The sequence below is a fragment of the Nocardia sp. NPDC004711 genome, assembly GCF_053601595.1.
In genome coordinates this window covers 122,916-141,659 of sequence record NZ_JBSGCB010000013.1, presented here as the reverse complement: position 1 = coordinate 141,659, position 18,744 = coordinate 122,916, and the positions used below count along the sequence as shown (strand labels likewise).

18 protein-coding genes are annotated in these 18,744 nt (G+C 69.0%); 10 read left to right on the top strand and 8 right to left on the bottom strand.

Features of this window, described 5'->3' with window-relative positions; translation table 11 throughout:
• Positions 1-4 precede the first annotated feature (4 nt).
• Both ACWEKS_RS15425 and ACWEKS_RS15420 read right to left on the bottom strand, forming a co-directional pair.
• Positions 5-1,207, bottom strand: a complete 1,203-nt coding sequence (locus ACWEKS_RS15425; protein WP_452340676.1) for a DUF4192 domain-containing protein — start codon at positions 1,205-1,207, stop codon at positions 5-7.
• 308 nt (positions 1,208-1,515) lie between these two features.
• A complete protein-coding gene (locus tag ACWEKS_RS15420) occupies positions 1,516-1,923 on the bottom strand; it encodes a VOC family protein (protein ID WP_452340675.1) in 408 nt (135 codons plus the stop codon).
• A 97-nt stretch (positions 1,924-2,020) separates the two neighbouring features.
• On the opposite strand from ACWEKS_RS15420, the gene ACWEKS_RS15415 reads away from it, so the two are divergent.
• The gene (locus tag ACWEKS_RS15415) at positions 2,021-2,971 is read left to right on the top strand and encodes a helix-turn-helix transcriptional regulator (protein WP_452340674.1); all 951 of its coding nucleotides are present in this window, start codon (positions 2,021-2,023) and stop codon (positions 2,969-2,971) included.
• 124 nt (positions 2,972-3,095) lie between these two features.
• Positions 3,096-3,647: a hypothetical protein gene (locus ACWEKS_RS15410; RefSeq protein ID WP_452340673.1), complete on the top strand. Its 552-nt coding sequence runs from the start codon at positions 3,096-3,098 to the stop codon at positions 3,645-3,647.
• 71 nt (positions 3,648-3,718) lie between these two features.
• Here the strand turns inward: ACWEKS_RS15410 and ACWEKS_RS15405 are convergent, their stop codons facing one another.
• Entirely contained in the window at positions 3,719-4,426 is a 708-nt protein-coding gene (locus ACWEKS_RS15405) for a sensor domain-containing protein (protein ID WP_452340672.1), read from the bottom strand.
• A gap of 226 nt (positions 4,427-4,652) precedes the next feature.
• On the opposite strand from ACWEKS_RS15405, the gene ACWEKS_RS15400 reads away from it, so the two are divergent.
• From ACWEKS_RS15400 to speD, 4 genes are all read left to right on the top strand, one after another.
• Positions 4,653-5,606 carry a proteasome assembly chaperone family protein gene (locus ACWEKS_RS15400; RefSeq protein WP_354837060.1) on the top strand — a complete coding sequence of 318 codons (954 nt, stop codon included), beginning with the start codon at positions 4,653-4,655 and terminating at the stop codon, positions 5,604-5,606.
• 88 nt (positions 5,607-5,694) lie between these two features.
• Entirely contained in the window at positions 5,695-8,163 is a 2,469-nt protein-coding gene (locus ACWEKS_RS15395) for a DEAD/DEAH box helicase (RefSeq protein WP_452340732.1), read from the top strand.
• A 228-nt stretch (positions 8,164-8,391) separates the two neighbouring features.
• Positions 8,392-9,492, top strand: a complete 1,101-nt coding sequence (locus tag ACWEKS_RS15390; protein WP_452340731.1) for a type III PLP-dependent enzyme — start codon at positions 8,392-8,394, stop codon at positions 9,490-9,492.
• Between the two features lie 12 nt (positions 9,493-9,504).
• Entirely contained in the window at positions 9,505-10,719 is a 1,215-nt protein-coding gene (gene speD / locus ACWEKS_RS15385) for an adenosylmethionine decarboxylase (RefSeq protein ID WP_354837098.1), read from the top strand.
• 113 nt (positions 10,720-10,832) lie between these two features.
• On the opposite strand, the gene ACWEKS_RS15380 is transcribed toward speD, so the two are convergent.
• Positions 10,833-11,870: a beta-ketoacyl-ACP synthase III gene (locus ACWEKS_RS15380; RefSeq protein WP_452340671.1), complete on the bottom strand. Its 1,038-nt coding sequence runs from the start codon at positions 11,868-11,870 to the stop codon at positions 10,833-10,835.
• A gap of 97 nt (positions 11,871-11,967) precedes the next feature.
• Between ACWEKS_RS15380 and ACWEKS_RS15375 the strand changes: the two genes are divergently transcribed.
• The 3 genes from ACWEKS_RS15375 to ACWEKS_RS15365 all read left to right on the top strand — a co-directional run bounded on the left by ACWEKS_RS15375 (position 11,968) and on the right by ACWEKS_RS15365 (position 14,158).
• Positions 11,968-12,552, top strand: a complete 585-nt coding sequence (locus ACWEKS_RS15375) for a TetR/AcrR family transcriptional regulator (protein ID WP_379436634.1) — start codon at positions 11,968-11,970, stop codon at positions 12,550-12,552.
• Between the two features lie 112 nt (positions 12,553-12,664).
• The gene (locus ACWEKS_RS15370) at positions 12,665-13,648 is read left to right on the top strand and encodes an aldo/keto reductase (protein WP_452340670.1); all 984 of its coding nucleotides are present in this window, start codon (positions 12,665-12,667) and stop codon (positions 13,646-13,648) included.
• A 33-nt stretch (positions 13,649-13,681) separates the two neighbouring features.
• Positions 13,682-14,158 (top strand): RpiB/LacA/LacB family sugar-phosphate isomerase, encoded by a 477-nt coding sequence (locus ACWEKS_RS15365; protein ID WP_364624435.1) that lies wholly within the window; start codon positions 13,682-13,684, stop codon positions 14,156-14,158.
• On the opposite strand, the gene ACWEKS_RS15360 is transcribed toward ACWEKS_RS15365, so the two are convergent.
• The 4 genes from ACWEKS_RS15360 to ACWEKS_RS15345 all read right to left on the bottom strand — a co-directional run bounded on the left by ACWEKS_RS15360 (position 14,120) and on the right by ACWEKS_RS15345 (position 18,048).
• Positions 14,120-15,715: an acyl-CoA synthetase gene (locus ACWEKS_RS15360; protein WP_452340669.1), complete on the bottom strand. Its 1,596-nt coding sequence runs from the start codon at positions 15,713-15,715 to the stop codon at positions 14,120-14,122. The two genes, ACWEKS_RS15365 and ACWEKS_RS15360, sit on opposite strands and share 39 nt — an antisense overlap.
• A 34-nt stretch (positions 15,716-15,749) precedes the next feature.
• On the bottom strand, positions 15,750-16,253 hold the full coding sequence (locus tag ACWEKS_RS15355) for a gamma-glutamylcyclotransferase family protein (RefSeq protein ID WP_452340668.1): 504 nt from the start codon (positions 16,251-16,253) through the stop codon (positions 15,750-15,752).
• Positions 16,250-17,026 carry an MBL fold metallo-hydrolase gene (locus ACWEKS_RS15350; RefSeq protein ID WP_452340667.1) on the bottom strand — a complete coding sequence of 259 codons (777 nt, stop codon included), beginning with the start codon at positions 17,024-17,026 and terminating at the stop codon, positions 16,250-16,252. The genes ACWEKS_RS15355 and ACWEKS_RS15350 overlap by 4 nt, the downstream gene beginning before the upstream one ends.
• A gap of 113 nt (positions 17,027-17,139) precedes the next feature.
• Positions 17,140-18,048 (bottom strand): hydrogen peroxide-inducible genes activator, encoded by a 909-nt coding sequence (locus ACWEKS_RS15345; protein WP_452340666.1) that lies wholly within the window; start codon positions 18,046-18,048, stop codon positions 17,140-17,142.
• A 108-nt stretch (positions 18,049-18,156) separates the two neighbouring features.
• Here ACWEKS_RS15345 and ACWEKS_RS15340 point away from each other — a divergent pair, with 108 nt between their 5' ends.
• Positions 18,157-18,744 (top strand): peroxiredoxin, encoded by a 588-nt coding sequence (locus ACWEKS_RS15340; protein WP_452340665.1) that lies wholly within the window; start codon positions 18,157-18,159, stop codon positions 18,742-18,744.

Below are 18,744 nucleotides of genomic sequence, written 5' to 3'. Positions count from 1 at the left end.
ATTGTCATCGCGGCTCCGGCCCGAGGTGGATGCCGAGTTCGGCCGCCGTCTCCCGGCCGGAGTCCGCGAGGCGGCCCAGCCGCTCCGGTCGCAGACCCGTCTGTAAGCCGAGGTCCAGCAGCATCGCCATGCGGTGCTTCGGATCGGCGTCCAGCGCCACGCCCGCGAGCGGGCCGTCCCCGCGCGTGTAGGCGCAATAGCCCAGCAGTGCCGCCGCTTCGGCGCGATCCGGATCCGGCAGCGCCCGCGCCAGCTGCAGCCACAACGCCTCCGCACCGTCGGCGCGCGGGCCCGGGGCGAGCCCGAACATGATGTCGCGCAGCGCCGAATCCCGCAGGGCCACGGCCACCTCCGCCACCTCGGCCGGCGTGAGCCGGGCACCGGCCCCGACGCGTTCCAGGTAGCGCAGCACCCGGCACACCTCGAGCCGCAGCTGCAGGCGCGGATCGCCGTGCTGCACAACCCGGGCCGGCCGCCGGGCCGCGGCGACCGCCACCTCCAGGGCGGCGGCGGTGGCGTCGCGTGCCACCGGGTCGACAGCGAGGATATCGGTCAGCTCCCGCCGGGAACCGCGCAGCGGCCGGCCCGCCAGCACATGCCGCAACGTCACCATCGAGGCCGCCGGATCCGGTTGTAATCCGCGCGACCACGGTCCGGACAGCGTCCACCACGGCAGTTCGGCGCCGATGGCCTGCACCGCCCAGGCCCCCGCCAGCGGCACGGCGTCGACATCGAGCCGATGTTCCAGCGCCGCAACGAGATCGTGGTGCTTGCGCGCCCGCACACCGCGATGCTTGCGGGTCGGCACCGTGGCCCGGTCGTCGACGACGAGGGCCAGCGCCGCGACGGCCCGGTGCCGTACGCAGATGCCCGCGACCCGCTCGACCAGCATCCCCATCGCGCTCCGCCCGGGATTGTCGAGATCCATGCGGGTCACCACCTCGACCGCCGCGATAGTCGGCGACGCCTGATCCGCTCGGAGCACCGCCACCACCAGCGACCGTGCGGGCATGAATCCGAGCATGGCCGGGACGGCCGCGATCAGATCGCCGGGCGCCCGCAGCGGCGCCCCGGGCTCGCCGGGATCTTCGAAGGGCGGGTCGGCGGCAGGTTCGGGGCGATCGGGTGGCTCGGGCTCGACGGCCGACTTCGGCTCGACGGGTGGGGTGGGCTCGACGGGTGGCGTGGGCTCGACGGGTGCGTTCATGCCGTCGAGAGTGCGCCGCGCCGCGGACCGCTCCGGGCGGCCGACCTCGGGTTTCGCTGAGGCTGTGGATGTTTCGGCGCGCCGTGGACTACTCGGCGAGCCCCGGGCGGATACGGCCGCGAGCTGTCGGTGCCCGCTGCTACCGTGCGCCCGGACCGCCGGACCCGAACTTGAAATGTATTCGTTTCATTTTGACCGAGCGGGCGCGGTCACGCTGTTACAGTCCGCCTCGGCACTGCTCCTGCACAGTGCTGGAAGGAGTGCCCTGCACAGTGCCGGAAGGAGTATCGCGCCATGCCGAGCACGATTCATCGCGGCCGGGACTCACCGAGGATCTCCAGGTAGTGCGGATTGGACATGATGCCCAGGACATTGCCGAACGGGTCCACCACCGAGGCCGTCACGAACCCGGTTCCCTCGCCGCGTTCGATGATCGGCTCGTAGACGGTGGCTCCCATGTCGAGCAGCCGCCCGAAGGTGGCCGCCACATCGTCGACGTGCCAGTTCACGATCTGGCCGCCCGGGACATCCGGGTGGGAGGGCGCGAACTTCCTGTTGATGATCCCGAGCTCGGCCTGGTAGTCGCCGATGCGGAACTCGTAGTACCCGCCCGGCACGGTGAAATACGGTGCGACACCGAGCAGTTCGCTGTACCAGTCCTTGGCCGCCTCCAGATCGTCGGCGAAGTAGTTGACGGTGGCCATTCCACGCAGCATGGTCGTCCTCCTGGGTCGGGGGTGGTTCTCGATCTGAATCCATCATCGCGCTCAAAGTGCTCACCGAATGAGCACTTTTCCGGGCAGAATTCCGGATATGCGCGCGGATCGACTGGTGGCGACCCTGCTGTTCCTGCAGGCCCGGGGCCGGGTGACCGCGGCGGAGGTCGCGGCCGAGCTCGAGGTGTCGGTGGCTACCGCGCGCCGGGACCTGGAGGCCCTGTCCACGGCCGGGATTCCGATCTACCCGCAGCCCGGACGCGGCGGCGGCTGGGCCCTGGTGGGCGGCGCACGCACGGATCTCAGCGGCCTCACCGCCGCCGAGGCCCAGGCCCTGTTCCTGCTGCTGGGCCCGGTGGCGACGGCCACACCCGCCACCAAGTCGGCCCTGCGGAAATTGTTGCGCGCCTTGCCGCAGCCCTTCCGCACCGAGGCCGAGGCGGCGGCGGGCGCGATCGTGGTGGACCCGGCCCGCTGGGGCGAATCGGACCAGCGGCCGCCCGCGCTGGTGGACGAGTTGCAGCGAGCGGTGGTGCGCCGCCGCCGGATCCGGTTCGCCTACGACCGGGCCGGGCGGCGGACCGAGCGGGTGGTCGATCCGTGGGGCCTGGTCGACAAGGACGGCAACTGGTACCTGGTGGCCGGAACCGAGCACGGGCAGCGGACCTTCCGCGTGGACCGGATCGCCACCCTGGCGATCACCGACGAGATCGCCCACCGGCCGGAGGATTTCGACCTGCCGACGGCCTGGTCGGAGGTGGTCGAGGAGGTCGAACGGCAGCGCTCCGCCCTCTCGGCCACCGTGCTGATCCCAGCCGAGCTCGCGCCGGTGCTGCGCAAACAGCAAGGGCGGCACTGCGTTCTGGACGGCACGACCGCCGACGGGCGGGTCCGGGCCCGGGTCAGCGCGCCGACGCCGCTCATGATCGCCCAGCAGCTGGCGGGCTGGGGCGCGGCCCTCGAGGTGATCGAGCCGGAGTCGGTACGCGCCGAACTCGCCCGGCTGGGAGCCGAGTTGGCACAGCGCTACCGGACTACGGGGCAGTAAGCGACGGCCGGTCATGCAATTACTGAATCATATTGCAGCAGAAGCGATTTCGCGATATTTGATGTTCTTCACTGTTACAGTCCGCTCGGCGCGACCCCATCAACGCGCCGAAAGGATCCTCCTGATGAGAAATAAGCTCCACCGAGACCTCCGACGGCCCGCCGCCGGTGCGGGCGCGGCTGTCGCGCTCGCCGTCGTCGCCGGCTCGATGCTGGCCGGCCCGGCCAACGCGTCCATCGACAATGTCAGCGTCGCCGGCCTCGCCAGCGGCAAGTCGTGCTCTGTCGCCGACGGTTGCACCATCCAGGCGCGGCTGACAGGCAACGACCAGCTGACCCCGGTCGACTTCCTGGTGAACGGCACGGTCATCGGGACTGTCACGCCGACCCTCACCTGGGCCGGCGCCGTCGCGAACATGCCCTGGCACCCGGACGCCGACGCTACCTACACCATCGGCGTCCGCCAGGGGTTCTCCAGCGTGACCACCTTCTACGTGGTGGGCGCGGGCGGCGGCGGCTGCCCGTCGATCTCCTCGCTCTTCCCGGGTTCGTCGAGCAGCGGTTCGGCGGGCTCCGGTTCCGCGGGCAGCGGCTCGGGCGGCAGCGGTTCGGCCGGAACGGGTTCGGCGGGTAGCGGTTCCGCATCGGGGTCGGCCACCCCGCTTCCCATCTGCTGATCGGGCCCGGGAGCCGAAACAAGGCAGGGGTCGGCTCCCTTTCCCGGGTTCCGCAGCTCGCCTTCGGGTTCTCAGCCCTTGCGGACCTTGCGTACCGCAGTGGTGAACAGGCCGTCGAGGGCCTCGCTGTCGGAGGTGGACCCGGAGGTCATGTAGGTCACGGCGATTCGCACATCGCCGATCTGCCCCACCAGCGTCTGCATGGTCCTGGTGAGGCCGGTCGCACTCTTGTCGGTGCCGACCGTGCGGCGCAGCGCGAGTGAGTCGTCGGCATCGATCGGCGGCGGCGGATCCAGCTGCGTGGTCACCACCGAGGTGACACCGGAGTGCCCGACGCGCACGGTTCCGCAGCGCTGCAACTGATCTCGCAGTGCCGACAGCGGTCGACCCGACCGGGTGAGCGCCACGGTGAGGGTGGCGCGGGTGGTGTCGTCGGTGCCGACCGCCACGGCCGGGCCCGCGGTGGGCGTGGCCGGTGCGCAGGTGTTCGGATCCACTTGTGCCCCCGGCAGGTAGCCCTCGAGATCATTGGCGGCCTGGCTCGCGGCCGCGGCGGGCAGCACGATCGCGGGGTACCGCGACGGGAACTGCGAGGGATCCGGCAGCAGTTTGGTCAGACCGGTGTCGGAGCCGGCCGCCGGCACCGGATTGCGGGCGGCGATCGGATGACCGGATACCGTGGTCCCACAGGCGGCGAGCAACCCGCCCAGCGCCACGATCCCCACGGTGCGCGCGGTCCTGAGGCTGCTGCGTGCGGGAGTGCGGAAGGGCGCGATCACTCCGCCCACTATGCCGAAAATCGGCTGTTCACACCGAATGCCACGCCGCGTCACACCGAATGCCACGCCGCGTCACACCGAATGCCACGCCGCGCGGCACACGGCCGGGAATGCGTGTCCGGGCCCGGCGCGTTGCACACCCAATGCGGGTGGTGCACACCTGTCATGCGCATGAGGGACAATGTGGGTTGGTCGCGAAAGTGGGCCACGCAGGAAGGAGTACGCGATGGACTACGAGTCGCGAATGTACGAGCTGGAGTTCCCGGCTCCGCAGCTGTCGTCCGCTGACGGCTCGGGTCCGGTGCTGGTGCACGGTCTCGAGGGCTTCACCGATGCCGGGCACGCGGTACGCCTCGCCACCACGCATCTGAAGGAAAGCCTCGAGCACGAACTGGTCGCCTCGTTCGACATGGACGAACTGCTCGACTACCGCTCGCGGCGGCCGCTGATGACCTTCAAGACCGACCACTTCTCCGACTACACCGAGCCGGAACTGAGCCTGTGGGCGCTCAAGGACACCGCCGGTACGCCGTTCCTGCTGCTGGCCGGGCTGGAACCGGACCTGCGCTGGGAGCGGTTCGTCACCGCGGTGCGCCTGCTCGCCGAGCAGCTGGGCGTGCGCCGGACCATCGGTCTGAGCGCGATTCCCATGGCTATTCCGCACACCCGTCCCCTCGGCGTCACCGCGCACGCTTCCGACTCCGATCTGATCGGCGATCACCAGCGCTGGCCGGGTGAGCTGCAGGTACCGGGCAGCGCGTCCTCGCTGCTGGAGTTCCGGATGGCCCAGCACGGGCACGAGTCGGTCGGTTTCTCGGTCCATGTGCCGCACTACCTGACCCAGACCGCCTACCCGGAGGCCGCCCAGACGCTGCTGGAGAACGTCGCCGAGAACGCAGGCCTCGAGCTACCGCTGGCCGCGCTCACCGATGCCGCCGCGCGGGTGCGCGAACAGGTCAACGAGCAGATCGCCGGCAACTCCGAGGTGGAGACCGTGGTGGCGGCGCTGGAACGCCAGTACGACAGCTTCGTCACCGCCCAGGAACGCCAGTCCAGCCTGCTGGCCAGCGAGAACGACCTGCCCACCGGCGACGAGCTGGGCGCGGAGTTCGAGCGCTTCCTGGCCGAGCAGGCCGGCTACGCCGACGGCGACGGACCGGAGAACCCGCCGCTGCGGTAGTGGTCGCTACCGGCGCCCGCGGCGGCGACCGGTAACGTTGGGCGGCGTGCAGCTGTCCGAATTGGTTCCCGACCGTGCCGTATCCGACGTGGACCCGGACTGGTTGTACGAGACCTTCGCCGACTGGGCGAGCTCGGCCGGCCTGAATCTGTACCCGGCGCAGGAAGAAGCGCTGCTGGAGCTGGTCACCGGGTCGAACGTCATCCTGAACACCCCGACCGGGTCCGGGAAGTCGCTGGTCGCGCTGGGCGCGCACTTCGCCGCGCTCAACCGGGGCCAGCGCAGCTACTACACCGCGCCGATCAAGGCGCTGGTGAGCGAGAAGTTCTTCGCGCTGTGCGACGTCTTCGGGGCCGACCGGGTGGGCATGGTGACCGGCGACGCGGCGGTGAACCCGGAGGCGCCGATCATCTGCGCCACCGCGGAGATCCTGGCGAATCTGGCACTGCGCGAGGGCGCTTCCGCCGATATCGGCCAGGTGATCATGGACGAGTTCCACTACTACGCCGACCCCGATCGCGGCTGGGCGTGGCAGGTGCCGCTGATCGAGCTGCCCGGCGCGCAGTTCCTGCTCATGTCGGCCACGCTCGGCGAGGTCGACTTCTTCGCCGAGGATCTGACCCGGCGCACCGGCCACGAGACCGCCGTGGTGTCCGGTTCGGAACGGCCGGTGCCGCTGAGCTTCTCGTATGTGCGCACACCCATCACAGAGACGCTCGAGGATCTGGTGACCACCAGCCTCGCGCCGGTGTACGTCGTGCACTTCACCCAGGCCGCGGCCATGGAGCGGGCGCAGGCGCTGATGAGCGTCAATGTCTCGTCCAAGGCCGAGAAGGAGGCCATCGCCGCGGCCATCGGCGAATTCCGCTTCGCCACCGGCTTCGGCAAGACGCTGTCGCGGTTCATCCGCCACGGCATCGGCGTGCACCACGCGGGCATGCTGCCCAAGTACCGGCGGCTGGTCGAGAAGCTCGCCCAGGACGGGTTGCTGAAAGTGGTGTGCGGCACCGACACCCTCGGTGTCGGCATCAACGTGCCGATCCGCACCGTGATGCTGACCGGACTCACCAAGTTCGACGGCGTGCGCACGCGCCGGCTCAATGCCCGCGAGTTCCATCAGATCGCGGGCCGGGCGGGGCGCGCGGGCTACGACACCCTGGGCACGGTCGTCGTGCAGGCTCCCGAGCACGAGGTGGAGAACGCGCGACTCATCGCCAAGGCGGGCGACGACCCCAAGAAGCTGAAGAAGGTCCAGAAGAAGAAGCCGCCCGAGGGTTTCGTGTCCTGGTCGGAGGACACCTTCGACCGGCTGGTGGCGGCCTCGCCCGAGCCCATGGTGTCGCGGTTCAATGTGACCAACTCCATGCTGCTGAATGTGATTGCGCGCAAAGGCAATTGCTTCTACGCCATGCGACACCTGCTGGAGGAGAACCACGAGCCGCGGGCCGCGCAGCGCAAGCACATCCTCAAGGCGATCCGGCTGTACCGGGCGCTGCGGGACGCGGGCGTGGTCCAGCAGCTCGACGAACCCGACCGCTACGGACGACATGCCCGGCTCATGGTCGACCTGCAGCGCGATTTCGCGCTCGACCAACCGCTCTCGCCGTTCGCGCTGGCGGCACTGGAACTGCTCGACAAACAATCGCCGACCTACACCCTCGATGTGATCTCACTGATCGAGTCCACCCTCGAGGATCCGCGCCAGCTGCTCATGGCCCAGCAGCACCGGGCACGCGGCGAGGCGGTCGCGGAGATGAAGGCCGACGGGATCGAATACGAGGAGCGCATGGAACTCCTCGAAGAAGTCACCTGGCCCAAGCCCCTGGCCACCGAACTCATCGAGCCCGCGTTCGAGACCTACAAGGCCGGCCACCCCTGGGTGTCGGAGTTCGAGCCCTCCCCCAAATCCGTGGTGCGCGAGATGGTCGAGCGGTCCATGACCTTCGCCGAATTGGTGTCGGGTTACGAGCTGGCCCGCTCCGAGGGCGTGGTGCTGCGGTATCTGGCCGACGCGTATCGCGCGCTGCGGCGGACCGTGCCCGAGCAGGCGCGCACCGAGGAACTCGACGACATCACCGAATGGCTCGGCGAACTCATCCGGCAGGTCGACTCCAGCCTGCTCGACGAGTGGGAGCAGCTCACCAATCCCGGTGCGGAGTCCGACGATCAGCAGGTGGCGTTCGGGGCCGAGACCGTACGGCCGATCACCGCCAATGAGCGCGCGTTCCGGGTGCTGGTGCGCAATGCCATGTTCCGGCGGGTGGACCTGGCCGCGCTGCGGCGCTGGGACGCGCTGGCCGAGCTGGGCGACGAACTGGACTGGGCGGCCGAACTCGGCCCCTATTTCGACGAATACGAGACCATCGGGACCGGTCCGAACGCCCGTGGACCACAGCTGTTCCGGGTCGAGCAGCGGCCGGGATTCTGGGATGTCCGGCAGGTGCTCGACGACCCCAACGGCGACCACGGCTGGTCCATCGGCGCCATCGTGGATCTGGCCGAGTCCGATGCCGCGGGTGAAGTGGTGTTCGACGACCTTTCGGTCACCGCGGGCTGACTCCCGGTGACCGCGTGATGAGCGGCGGGCCGCTCCCGGTGGTCCGAGGTCACACTCCCGTAAGACGTCGCGCGGGGCAGCCGAACGAATCCCGGCGTTAGAGTGACGTAATCGATCGTCCACCGGTTCGTTTTTCGAGGCTCAACGCGTGTATCGTCTCGCAGGTTGCCTGAGTCCCTGCCGTTGCGGCCGACAGAAAAGAGTTCCCTTAGATTGCCCGGTCGAAACCTGCCCGAGTCACCCTGTCTGGTCATCGACCTCGACAAGGTCCGCGCGAACTACCGCGCACTGCACGCCGCACTTCCCGCGGCACGAATTCGCTTCGCCGTCAAGGCGAGTCCCGTGCCGGAGATCATCCGGCTGCTGAACGACGAGGGCGCGGAGTTCGACGTCGCCAGCGTCGGTGAGATCGAGCTCTGCCTGGCGCAAGGTGTCGATCCGGCCGTCATGTGCTACGGCAACCCGATCAAGAAGGCTTCCCAGATCGCCACCGCGTACGCGGCGGGCGTGCGGCGCTACGCCTTCGACACCGAGGACGACCTGGAACGCATCGCCGAGCACGCGCCGGGTTCCGAGGTCGAGTGCCGGTTCCTGTCGTCGGCTCCGCAGTCGCAGACGCCGTTCGGGACCAAGTTCGGCTGCGCGCCGGGTGAGGCCAAGCGGCTGCTGGTGCGGGCGCACGATCTCGGCCTGACGGTGGTCGGCCCCTATTTCCACGTCGGCTCGCAGCAGCTGGACCCGAAGGCCTGGGGCATCGGGATCGAGCAGGCAGGCGCCATCGCGGAAGCGTTGGCGGTCAAGGACATTCCAGTCACGGCGGTGAATATCGGTGGGGGACTTCCGATTTCGTACGCCGATCCGGCTCCCGGACTCGCGGAGCTGGGCGCGGCCATCGCCGAGGCGGCGAGCCGCTTTCTCCCGGAACACACCGAACTCGTCGTGGAACCCGGTCGCGCCCTGGTGGGCAACACCGGTGTGATCCACGCCGAAGTGGTGAATGTTCGCGTAGCGCCGGACGGGCGGCGCTGGGTATACCTCGACATCGGCCGCTACAACGGCATGGCCGAGACCGAGAACGAGTACATCGCCTACCGATTCCAAACCGATCGGGACGCGGATCCGAAGGACGAGGCTGTGGTGGCCGGTCCTACGTGTGATGGCGACGATGTACTCTATCAACGCACGCGTGTCCTCCTTCCGACCACGTTGCGAGCCGGTGATCCCGTTCGGATCCTCGAGACCGGCGCCTATACGGCGAGCTATTCGTCGGTGTCCTTCAACGGTTTTCCGCCTTTGACTGTCCATGTCACTGGCGCTGAGCGAGAGTGAGTTTTAGCCATGATCACGGCAGAATTCACCGGCTGGCACGTGCTGGCCGAGTTCGGTGGTGTCGACGCCAGCCTCTGCGACGACCTCGAACGACTCGAAACCGCGCTTCGAAAATCGTTGGTCGCCGCGGGGGTGACCATCTGCGATGTCGTGAGCAAGAAGTTCGAGCCGCAAGGTGTCACCATCCTGGCCCTCCTGGCCGAGTCGCATGCCTCGATCCACACCTATCCTGAGTCCGGCGACATCTTCGTCGACGTGTTCACTTGCGGCAGTATCGGTTCCGGCGCCACCAAGGCCGTCGAACTGCTGCAGCAGGAGCTGTCTCCGGGTTCGGTGAACATCGAGGTCATCCAGCGCGGCCACACCGCCCGCCGGATCCACGAGCCGGTCGGCGAGGGCCTGACCCGGGTGTGGAACACCACGGAAACCATCGTGGACACCAACACCCCGTTCCAGCACATGGTGATCGCGCGCACCGAGCAGGGCATCTCCCTGTTCTCCGACGACGACCGCCAGTCCACCGAGTTCTCGCAGCTCACCTACCACGAGGCCATGCTGGTCCCGGGTTATGCGCTGGCCGAGAAGCTGGACAAGGTGCTGATCATCGGTTCCGGTGAGGGTGTCGCCTCGCAGATGTCGGTGGCCGCGGGCGCCTCGCTCGTCGACCACGTCGACATCGACCAGCTGGAGGTGGAGCTGTGCGCCGAGCACCTCCCCTACGGCTACAGCCAGGCCGATCTGGCCGAGGCGGTCGCGCAGACCGGCCCGATCAAGATGCACTACGCCGACGGCTGGGACTTCCTGGCCAAGGCCGAGGCCGCGGGCGTGCGCTACGACATGATCTGCATCGACCTGCCGGACGAGCGGGTCGAGGACGCGCAGCACAACCGCCTCTACGAGGACGACTTCCTCAACCGCTGTAAGGCGCTGCTGGCCGAGGGCGGCGTGCTCGCCGCGCAGGCCGGCTGTCAGACCATGTGGCGCAACGAGACCCTGAAGCGCTCGTGGACCCGGTTCCACAACCTGTTCGAGACCGTCGTGCCCTACGTCAGCGACGAGCACGAGTGGACCTTCATCTTCGGCACCCCGAAGGCGATCGCGGATCCGGTGGCCAAGATGACCGCCACCCTGGCGACCCTGCCCTACCGGGCCGAGACCATCGACGCGCAGGCCCTGGTCCGCGGCGCGATCGAGCCGCACGCGCTGCGTGTGGGCGTGAGCGTCTAGTCGATCAGCCCCACCCGGGAGCGCCCCCGCACGGACTTCCGTGCGGGGGCGCTTCTCATTGCTACGGTTTCCGTCGCTTCACACAACGGATTTCGTTGTCCGCTGGCCGATCGTCAGGCGATGGCGGGGAGTTTGACCACCTGACCGGCGTAGGCCAGGCCCGCACCGAAACCCAGCAGCAGCGCGGTGTCGCCCGGCCGGGACGCACCGGAGCGCAGCAACTGCTCCATGGCCATCGGGATCGACGCGGCGCTGGTGTTACCGGTCTCAGCGATATCCCTTGCGACAGTGATGCTTTCGGGCATGTGCAGGGTGCGCACCAGCGCATCGGTGATGCGGCTGTTGGCCTGATGCGGCACGAACGCGTCCAGATCCTCGACGGTGACGCCCGCCTGATCCAGCGCGTCGCGGCACGCCTTCTCCAAGAACGTGACGGCCCAACGGAATACGGCCGTACCATTCATCCGGATGTACGGCCGCACCGTGGTGCCGCCGGTCGCCTCGGCCTCGGCCACCTCGGCGAAGTACTGCTGAAAGTCCTTGTCCTGCTTGATCGCCGCGGTCTGACTGCCGTCCGAACCCCAGGCCACCGGCCCGATGCCCTCGGCCTCCGACGGTCCCACCACGACCGCGCCCGCGCCGTCGGCGAAGATGAACGCGCAGGTCCGGTCCTCCTGGTCGAGCAGGTCCGAGAGCCGTTCCACCCCGATCACCAGCACATGCCGGGCCTGTCCGGCACGCACCAGGTTGGCGGCATTGGCCAGCGCGTAGCAGAAGCCCGCGCAGCCGGCCGAGACGTCGAAGGCGGCGGTGTCGTGCATACCGAGTTCGGTGGCGACCACGGCGCCGGCCGACGGTCCCAGCACCATCTGGGAGGACGTGGCCAGGATGACCGCGTCGATCTGCTGCGCAGTGACGCCCGCGGCCTCGAGCGCGTCGACGGCGGCGGCGGTGCTCATGCTCACGATGGTCTCGTCCGCTTCGGCCCAGTGGCGGGCCTCGATACCGGAGCGGGTCCGGATCCATTCGTCCGAGGAGTTGATGCGGTCGACGATCTCGGCGTTGGGGACCACCCGGCGTGGTCGGTACACGCCCAGGCCGAGCAGCGCGGCGTGGGCGACCGGGGTGGCGGTGGCGATCTGGGCTGACATGCGCGGAATTCCTCTTTTCCCATATGAACCGATCGGTCCACATGGGAAAGGTTTAACATGGACCGATCGGTTCACACAAGGGCTGGAGGGATTTGCAATGACGGCGGGACCGCGCGCCCGATTGATCGCGAGCACCATCACCACGGTCCAGGAGCACGGCGTGCACGCGGCCGGGCTGAACGAGCTGCTCAAGCGCAGCAACGCCTCCCGAAACTCGCTCTACCAGCACTTCCCGTCCGGCAAGGGCGAATTGGTGGCGACCGCCGCCCGCATCGTGTCCCGCATGGTCTACTCGCACGTGAGCCGCATGTCCGACGCGCTGCCGGGCGCGCCCTCACTGGCGGCGTGGGTGGACGAACTACTCGGCTTCTGGCGCGGCCAGCTGGAGACGAGCGAGTTCCGGGCGGGCTCGTTCATGATGGCCGCCGCTCTCGACGAACTCGACCCGACGCTGCAGTCGGCGGCCGGGCAGGCGTTCTCCGAGTGGACCGCGCGGCTGGCCGACGGCTTGGTGGCGGCCGGGGTCGAGCGGGCGACGGCGTGCTCGCTGTCGGGTTTCGCACTGTCGGTGATCGAGGGCGCGATCGTGCAGAGCCGGGCGCTGAAATCCGCCCTGCCCTTCACCGACGCGGGCACCCAGCTCACCGTCCTGCTCCACCACCACATGCCGAACCGCCGGTGAGTGTGCGACTCCGCGGTTTCCGGGTTGACCTGGAGCACACTCCAGGTCGTAGCGTCGTGTCCGTGCGCGGCTCCCGCCGCGAATTCCAGTCCCACCGAGGAGGATTCACCGCATGATCGCGACCAGGAAGCTCGGCGAACTGACCGTCGGCGCGCAGGGCCTCGGCTGCATGGGCATGAGCCACGCCTACGGCGTGCACGACAATGACACCGAGTCCATCGCCACCATCCATCGCGCTCTGGACCTCGGCGTCACCCTGCTCGACACCGCCGATGTCTACGGCCCCGAAACCAATGAGCGCCTGGTGGGCCGCGCCATCGCCGACCGCCGCGACAAGGTGGTCCTCGCAACCAAGTTCGGCATCGTCTGGGGTGACAAGGGCGCGATGGGCGCCCGCGGCGACGCCGCCTACGTGAAGCAGTCCTGCGACGAATCCCTCGCGCGGCTCGGCGTCGACCACATCGACCTCTACTACCAGCACCGCGTCGACCCGAACGTGCCGATCGAGGAGACCTGGGGCGCCCTGGCGGAGCTGGTCCAGGCGGGCAAGGTCCGCTACCTCGGCATCTCCGAAGCCTCGGTGGACAGCATCCGCCGCGCCCACGCCGTCCACCCGGTGACCGCGCTCCAGAGCGAATGGTCCCTCTGGACCCGCGATATCGAGGCCGAGATCCTCCCCGCCTGCCGCGAACTCGGCATCGGCATCGTCCCGTTCTCCCCGCTGGGTCGGGGCTTCCTCACCGGCGCGATCACCTCGACCGCCGACCTCCCGGCCGACGACATGCGCCGCCGGTTGCCCCGTTTCGCCGACGGCAACTTCGACGCCAACCTCGCCATCGTCGCAGCACTGCGCAGCCTCGCCGACGAAAAGAGCGTCACCCCCGGTCAATTGGCGCTGGCCTGGGTCCAGTCCCGGGGTCAGGACGTGGTCCCCATCCCCGGCACCAAGCGCCGCACCTACCTCGAGCAGAACGTCGCGGCCACCGAGATCACGCTGACGGCCGAGGACCTGGCCCGGATCGAGGCCGCCGCCCCCTCCGGCGCCGTCGCGGGCGCCCGATACCCCGAGGAACTGGCGCGCGCGGCCGGTCGATGACCGTCCGCTCGCCGCAGCGGCGATACTGCATCCATGAGGATTTCGGTTGCCGCTGACGAGGACACCGGCGTGGCCGCGGCCGTGGTCGAGGAGCTGCGGGCACGCGGGCACGAGGTGACCGTGCACGGCGCGCTGGAGCCCGCGGAACGCGACGACTGGGCCTGGGCCAGTGAGGCCGCGGCGCGGGATGTCGCGGAGGGCCGGGCCGAGCAGGCGGTGGTGTGCTGCTGGACCGGGACCGGCGCTTCGATTGCGGCGAACAAGGTGCCGGGGGTGCGGGCGGCGCTGTGTGTGGACGCGTATACCGCCGAGGGAGCACGGAAGTGGAATGACGCCAACGTGCTGGCATTGAGTCTGCGGCTCACCTCACGGGCGCAGCTGGCCGAGATTCTGGATGCCTGGTTCGCCGGGGCCCCGAGTGCGGACCCCGGCGATCGCGCGAATATCGCGCACCTGGACGGGATCGCGGGATCAGGCCTCGGTGGCGAGATGGGCGTGGGCGGTGCGTAGTTCGCGTTTGAGGATCTTGCCGCTCGGGTTCTTGGGCAGCGCCTCGACGAACGTCACGTACTTGGGGACCTTGTAGCCGGCGAGCCGCTGCTTGCAGTGCGCGATGACGGTGGCGGCGTCGGGGTCGGTTCCATTGCGGGCCACCACGATCGCGGTGACGGCTTCGATCCAGTGCGGGTGCGGGATGCCCACCACGGCGGCTTCGGAGATCTCGGGGTGCTCGTAGAGGACCTCTTCGACCTCGCGGCTGGCGACGTTCTCGCCGCCGGTCTTGATCATGTCCTTCTTGCGGTCGACGACGCTGAGGTAGCCGTCGGCGTCCAGGACGCCGAGGTCGCCGCTGTGGAACCAGCCGTTGCGGAAGGCTTCCGCGGTTTTCGCGGGGTCGTTCCAGTAGCCGAGCATGGCCTGCGGAGAGCGGTGCACGATCTCGCCTACCACGCCGACGCCCACCGGAATGTCGTCGTCATCGACCACGCGGGTCTCGACATTGAGGGCCGGGCGGCCCGCCGAACCGGGCTTGGTCAGCTGGTCCTCGGGTGCGAGGACCGTGGCCAGCGGCGCGAGTTCGGTCTGGCCGTAGAAGTTGGTGAGCCCCACCCCGGGTAGCCGCTCGGAGAGTTCGACCAGCACCTCGACGGGCATGATGCTGGCGCCGTAGTAGCCCTTGCGCAGCGACGACAGGTCATAGCGGTCGAAGTCGGGATGCCGCAGCAGCGACACCCACACGGTCGGCGGGCAGAACAGTTTGGTGGCGCGCTCGGTTTCGATGGTGCGCAGGATCGTCGCGGCATCGGGGCCCGGCAGCAGGATGCTGGTCGCGCCGAGCCACAGGTCGGGCGTGAGGAAGCAGTGCAGCTGGGCGCAGTGATACAGCGGCAGCGCGTGCACCTCGATGTCGTCGGCGCTCATGCGCCCGTCCACCACCACACTGGTGTACTGCGCGATGAGCCCGCGGCTGGACAGCACCGCGCCCTTGGGGCGGGCCTCGGTGCCGGAGGTGTACATGATCTGGATGGGATCGTCGTCGCCGACGAACACCTGCGGCGCCGAGGCGGCGGGATGGTGCTCCCACGCGCTCACGTCCTCCCACCCGGCCGTCGCGGGCAGCCCACCGAGCCCGATCCAGCCGAACAGCCGGATCTCGCTGTCGCCCAACTGTTTCACCGCGGCCTCGGCCTCCCCGGCCAGTCCGTCCTCGGTGATCAGCGCGACAGCCCCGGAGTGTTCGAGGATGAAGGCCACCTCGTCGGCGGTGAGCATGAAGTTGATCGGGACCGAGATCGCGCCCAGCCGCGCCAGCGCGAAGTACACGAGCACGAACTCCCGGCAGTTGTGCGAATAGATCGCGACCCGATCGCCCTGCGTCACACCGCGATCGGCCAGGCTGTGCGCGACCCGGTTCACCGCCGCGTCGAGATCGGCGTAGCTCTCCCGCCGCTCCCGCCAGACCAGCGCGGTCTTGTCCGGGACCCGGGCGGCGCTGCGCCGCAGGAGATCTCCGAGCGCCTGCGACCGCGCGCCCGCCACTGTTGGCTCAGTGCCCTCTGCATCCATGCGATCAACTTCTACCGCACGACTGTGTCCGGCGTCATACAGTCTCGCTGAGCAGGATCAGATTTCGCCGCCACGCAGCGCATTTCCCGACGTAACGCGGCAGGTGCTCGGAGGCGAAGGCCGTCGGCGACCACTCGAAGTCCTCGACCTCGGCGGTCCAGGCATAGGTCCACGCGTAGCCGACCCGCTCCCCCGCGTGCACGGACACCGGCAGCAGGTCGTATTCGTCGTCCTCGAAAGCGTCGAGCACCCGCCACTCGTCGGCGGTCAGCCCGGTGAGCAGGTATCCCTCGGTCACGGAGCCGGTCGCGGTCACCAGTCCCGGATACGCGCGGGCGGGCAGCGCGGCCGCCCGCCGCCCGATCGAGCGCGCGGGTTCCATGGCCGGTACCCGACCGATCAATTCGGTCAGCACCGGGCCGAATTGCAGAGTCCCGTAGACGAACAGGGGCTCACCCGCCGCCGGTAACCGCGATCGGCTCCACCGCGAACCGCGGGGCGGCGGAGCGGGGAGTTCCCGCGAGCCGGGGCTGGTCATCTGCCGGCCGTACGGGCGAAAATGCCCGCGTCGTGCGAGTTGATGATGGTCACCTGGTGACCGTGCAGCTTCCTGAGTTCCCGCAGCCGCCGCTGATTGGACCGATACGCCTCGCCCGCAATGGCTCCGGTCTCGTACACCTTCCACCAGAACGGCGTGAACGGCTCCTCGGGATGGATGCTGGACTCCGCGAAGAACGAGTCACCCGCGTGCAGCAGCCACCCGTTGCCGTGGTCGATCGCGACCCCGGCGTGCCCGCGGGTGTGCCCGGCCAGCGGCACCACCAGGATTTCCGGCGGCAGCCCGGGCAGGTCGCGCACCGCGGTGAACCCGAACCAGTCCTCGCCGTCCTCGACCTCGTTCACCATCCACTTGGGCCCGTGCGCCCACTGCGCGGCCCGGTAGCGCAACCGCTCGGACAGGGTCGGTGTGGCGGTGGCGGCACGGAATTCGGGTCCGTGCACGTGCACGGTGGCCTCGGGAAAGTCCGACAGCCCGCCGGAGTGGTCCAGGTCGAGATGGGTCAGGATGACGTGGCGGACATCGCGCGGGTCATAGCCCAGGCGCTGGATCTGGCGCACCGCCGTCTCGGCCTCGGCCGGCTTCGCCCCCAGCAGGAAACGGCCGGCACCCACCATCTTGCCGGGCTGCCGCACGGCCTCCAGCCCGAACCCGGTGTCGACGAGCACGAGCGCGTCCCGGGTCTCGATGAGCAGGCAGTGATCGATCAGGCCGAATCCCATGGTGCCGCAGTTCAGGTGGTGAATCCGCATAGGCCCGAGCGTTTCAGACACCCTGTGGTGACGCAACCGCGCAGGTTGCCGGAATTGTCGGGGTCGCCGGCCGGCACTGCACAAGGGGTCAGCGCCGTGCACCGCACGAGGGGTCAGCGCGGCCGGCATTCCCGGATGATCTCGGCGAGCTGGTCGTAGTCGTCGCCCCGGACGGTGGAGGAGCGGAACGCCAGTCCGACCGTGCGGCCCGGCGCGGGCGCGGCGAAGGTCGCGATGTCCAAAGTGCCGCGCGCGGTTTCGGCGGCCACCGCCATGGCCGGGATCAGCGTGACGCCGAGATCGCCCGCGACGCACTGCACCACCGTGGCCAGCGAGGCCGCGCGGGTGTCGCCGACCGCACCCGGCTGCGCGTCGTGCGCCCGGCACAGTTCCAGGGTCTGGTCGCGCAGGCAGTGGCCCTCGTCGAGGAGCAGCAGCGGCTGCGCGTCCAGGTCGGCCGGTGTCAGGTCGGTGCGCCCGGCCAGTTCGTGCTCGCGCGGCAGCACCAGCACGAACTCCTCGGTGTAGAGCGGTATCTCGACCAGTCCGGCGACATCGGTGGGCAGCGCCAGCAGCGCCACATCCAGGACGCCCGAGCGCAGCCCGTCCAGCAACCGGGCGGTCCGGTCCTCGATGACGTGCGGCACCAGAGCGGGCACCCGCGTACGCAATTCGGGCAGCAGCCGGGGCAGCACGTACGGCGCGATGGTCGGGATGATGCCGAGCCGCAGGGTGCCGCGCAGCCCCTCACCTGCAGCGGAGGCGACAAATCGGTCAGCGGCCTCGAGGGTGGCAATGGCTTGCGGCAGTAGCCGTTTGCCGTCGGCGGTGACCAGGACCCGCCGCGTACTGCGCTCGATCAGCTGGAGCCCCAGTCCGTTTTCCAATGATGCCAGTGCCTGCGATAGCGTGGGCTGGCTCACCCCGAGCCGCGTCGCCGCGGTGCCGAAGTGCCGGTATTCCGCGATGGCAGCGAACGCACGCAGCTGTGACAGGGTGGGCTGATAAGTTTGATCAGTCACGCCTATCAGTGTAGTGCGACCGATCACGTTTACCTCTCACCGCAGTTCGGCAATGATCGTATACACGTCTCGACACAATCGGTACGACTACATATGAGGAGAGCAAGCATGGCACTGCTGACCATCGGCGATCAGTTCCCCGCCTACAACCTGACGGCTGTCATCGGCGGCGATCTCTCGAAGGTGAACGCTCAGCAGCCCGACGACTACTTCACCCAGATCTCGAGCGACGACTACGCCGGCAAGTGGCGCATCGTCTTCTTCTGGCCCAAGGACTTCACCTTCGTGTGCCCGACCGAGATCGCCGCCTTCGGCAAGCTGAACGAGGAGTTCGCCGACCGCGACGCGCAGGTGCTGGGCGCCTCTGTCGACAACGAGTTCGTCCACTTCCAGTGGCGCGCCCAGCACGAGGACCTCAAGACCCTCCCGTTCCCGATGCTGAGCGACCTCAAGCGCGAACTGGCCACCGCCACCGGCGTTCTCAATGCCGACGGCGTCGCCGACCGCGCCACCTTCATCGTCGACCCGAACAACGAGATCCAGTTCGTGTCCGTCACCGCCGGTTCGGTGGGCCGCAATGTCGAGGAGGTGCTGCGGGTGCTGGACGCGCTGCAGTCCGACGAGCTGTGCGCCTGCAACTGGAAGAAGGGCGACCCGACCATCCAGGCCGGCGAGCTCATGACCGCGTCGGTGTAA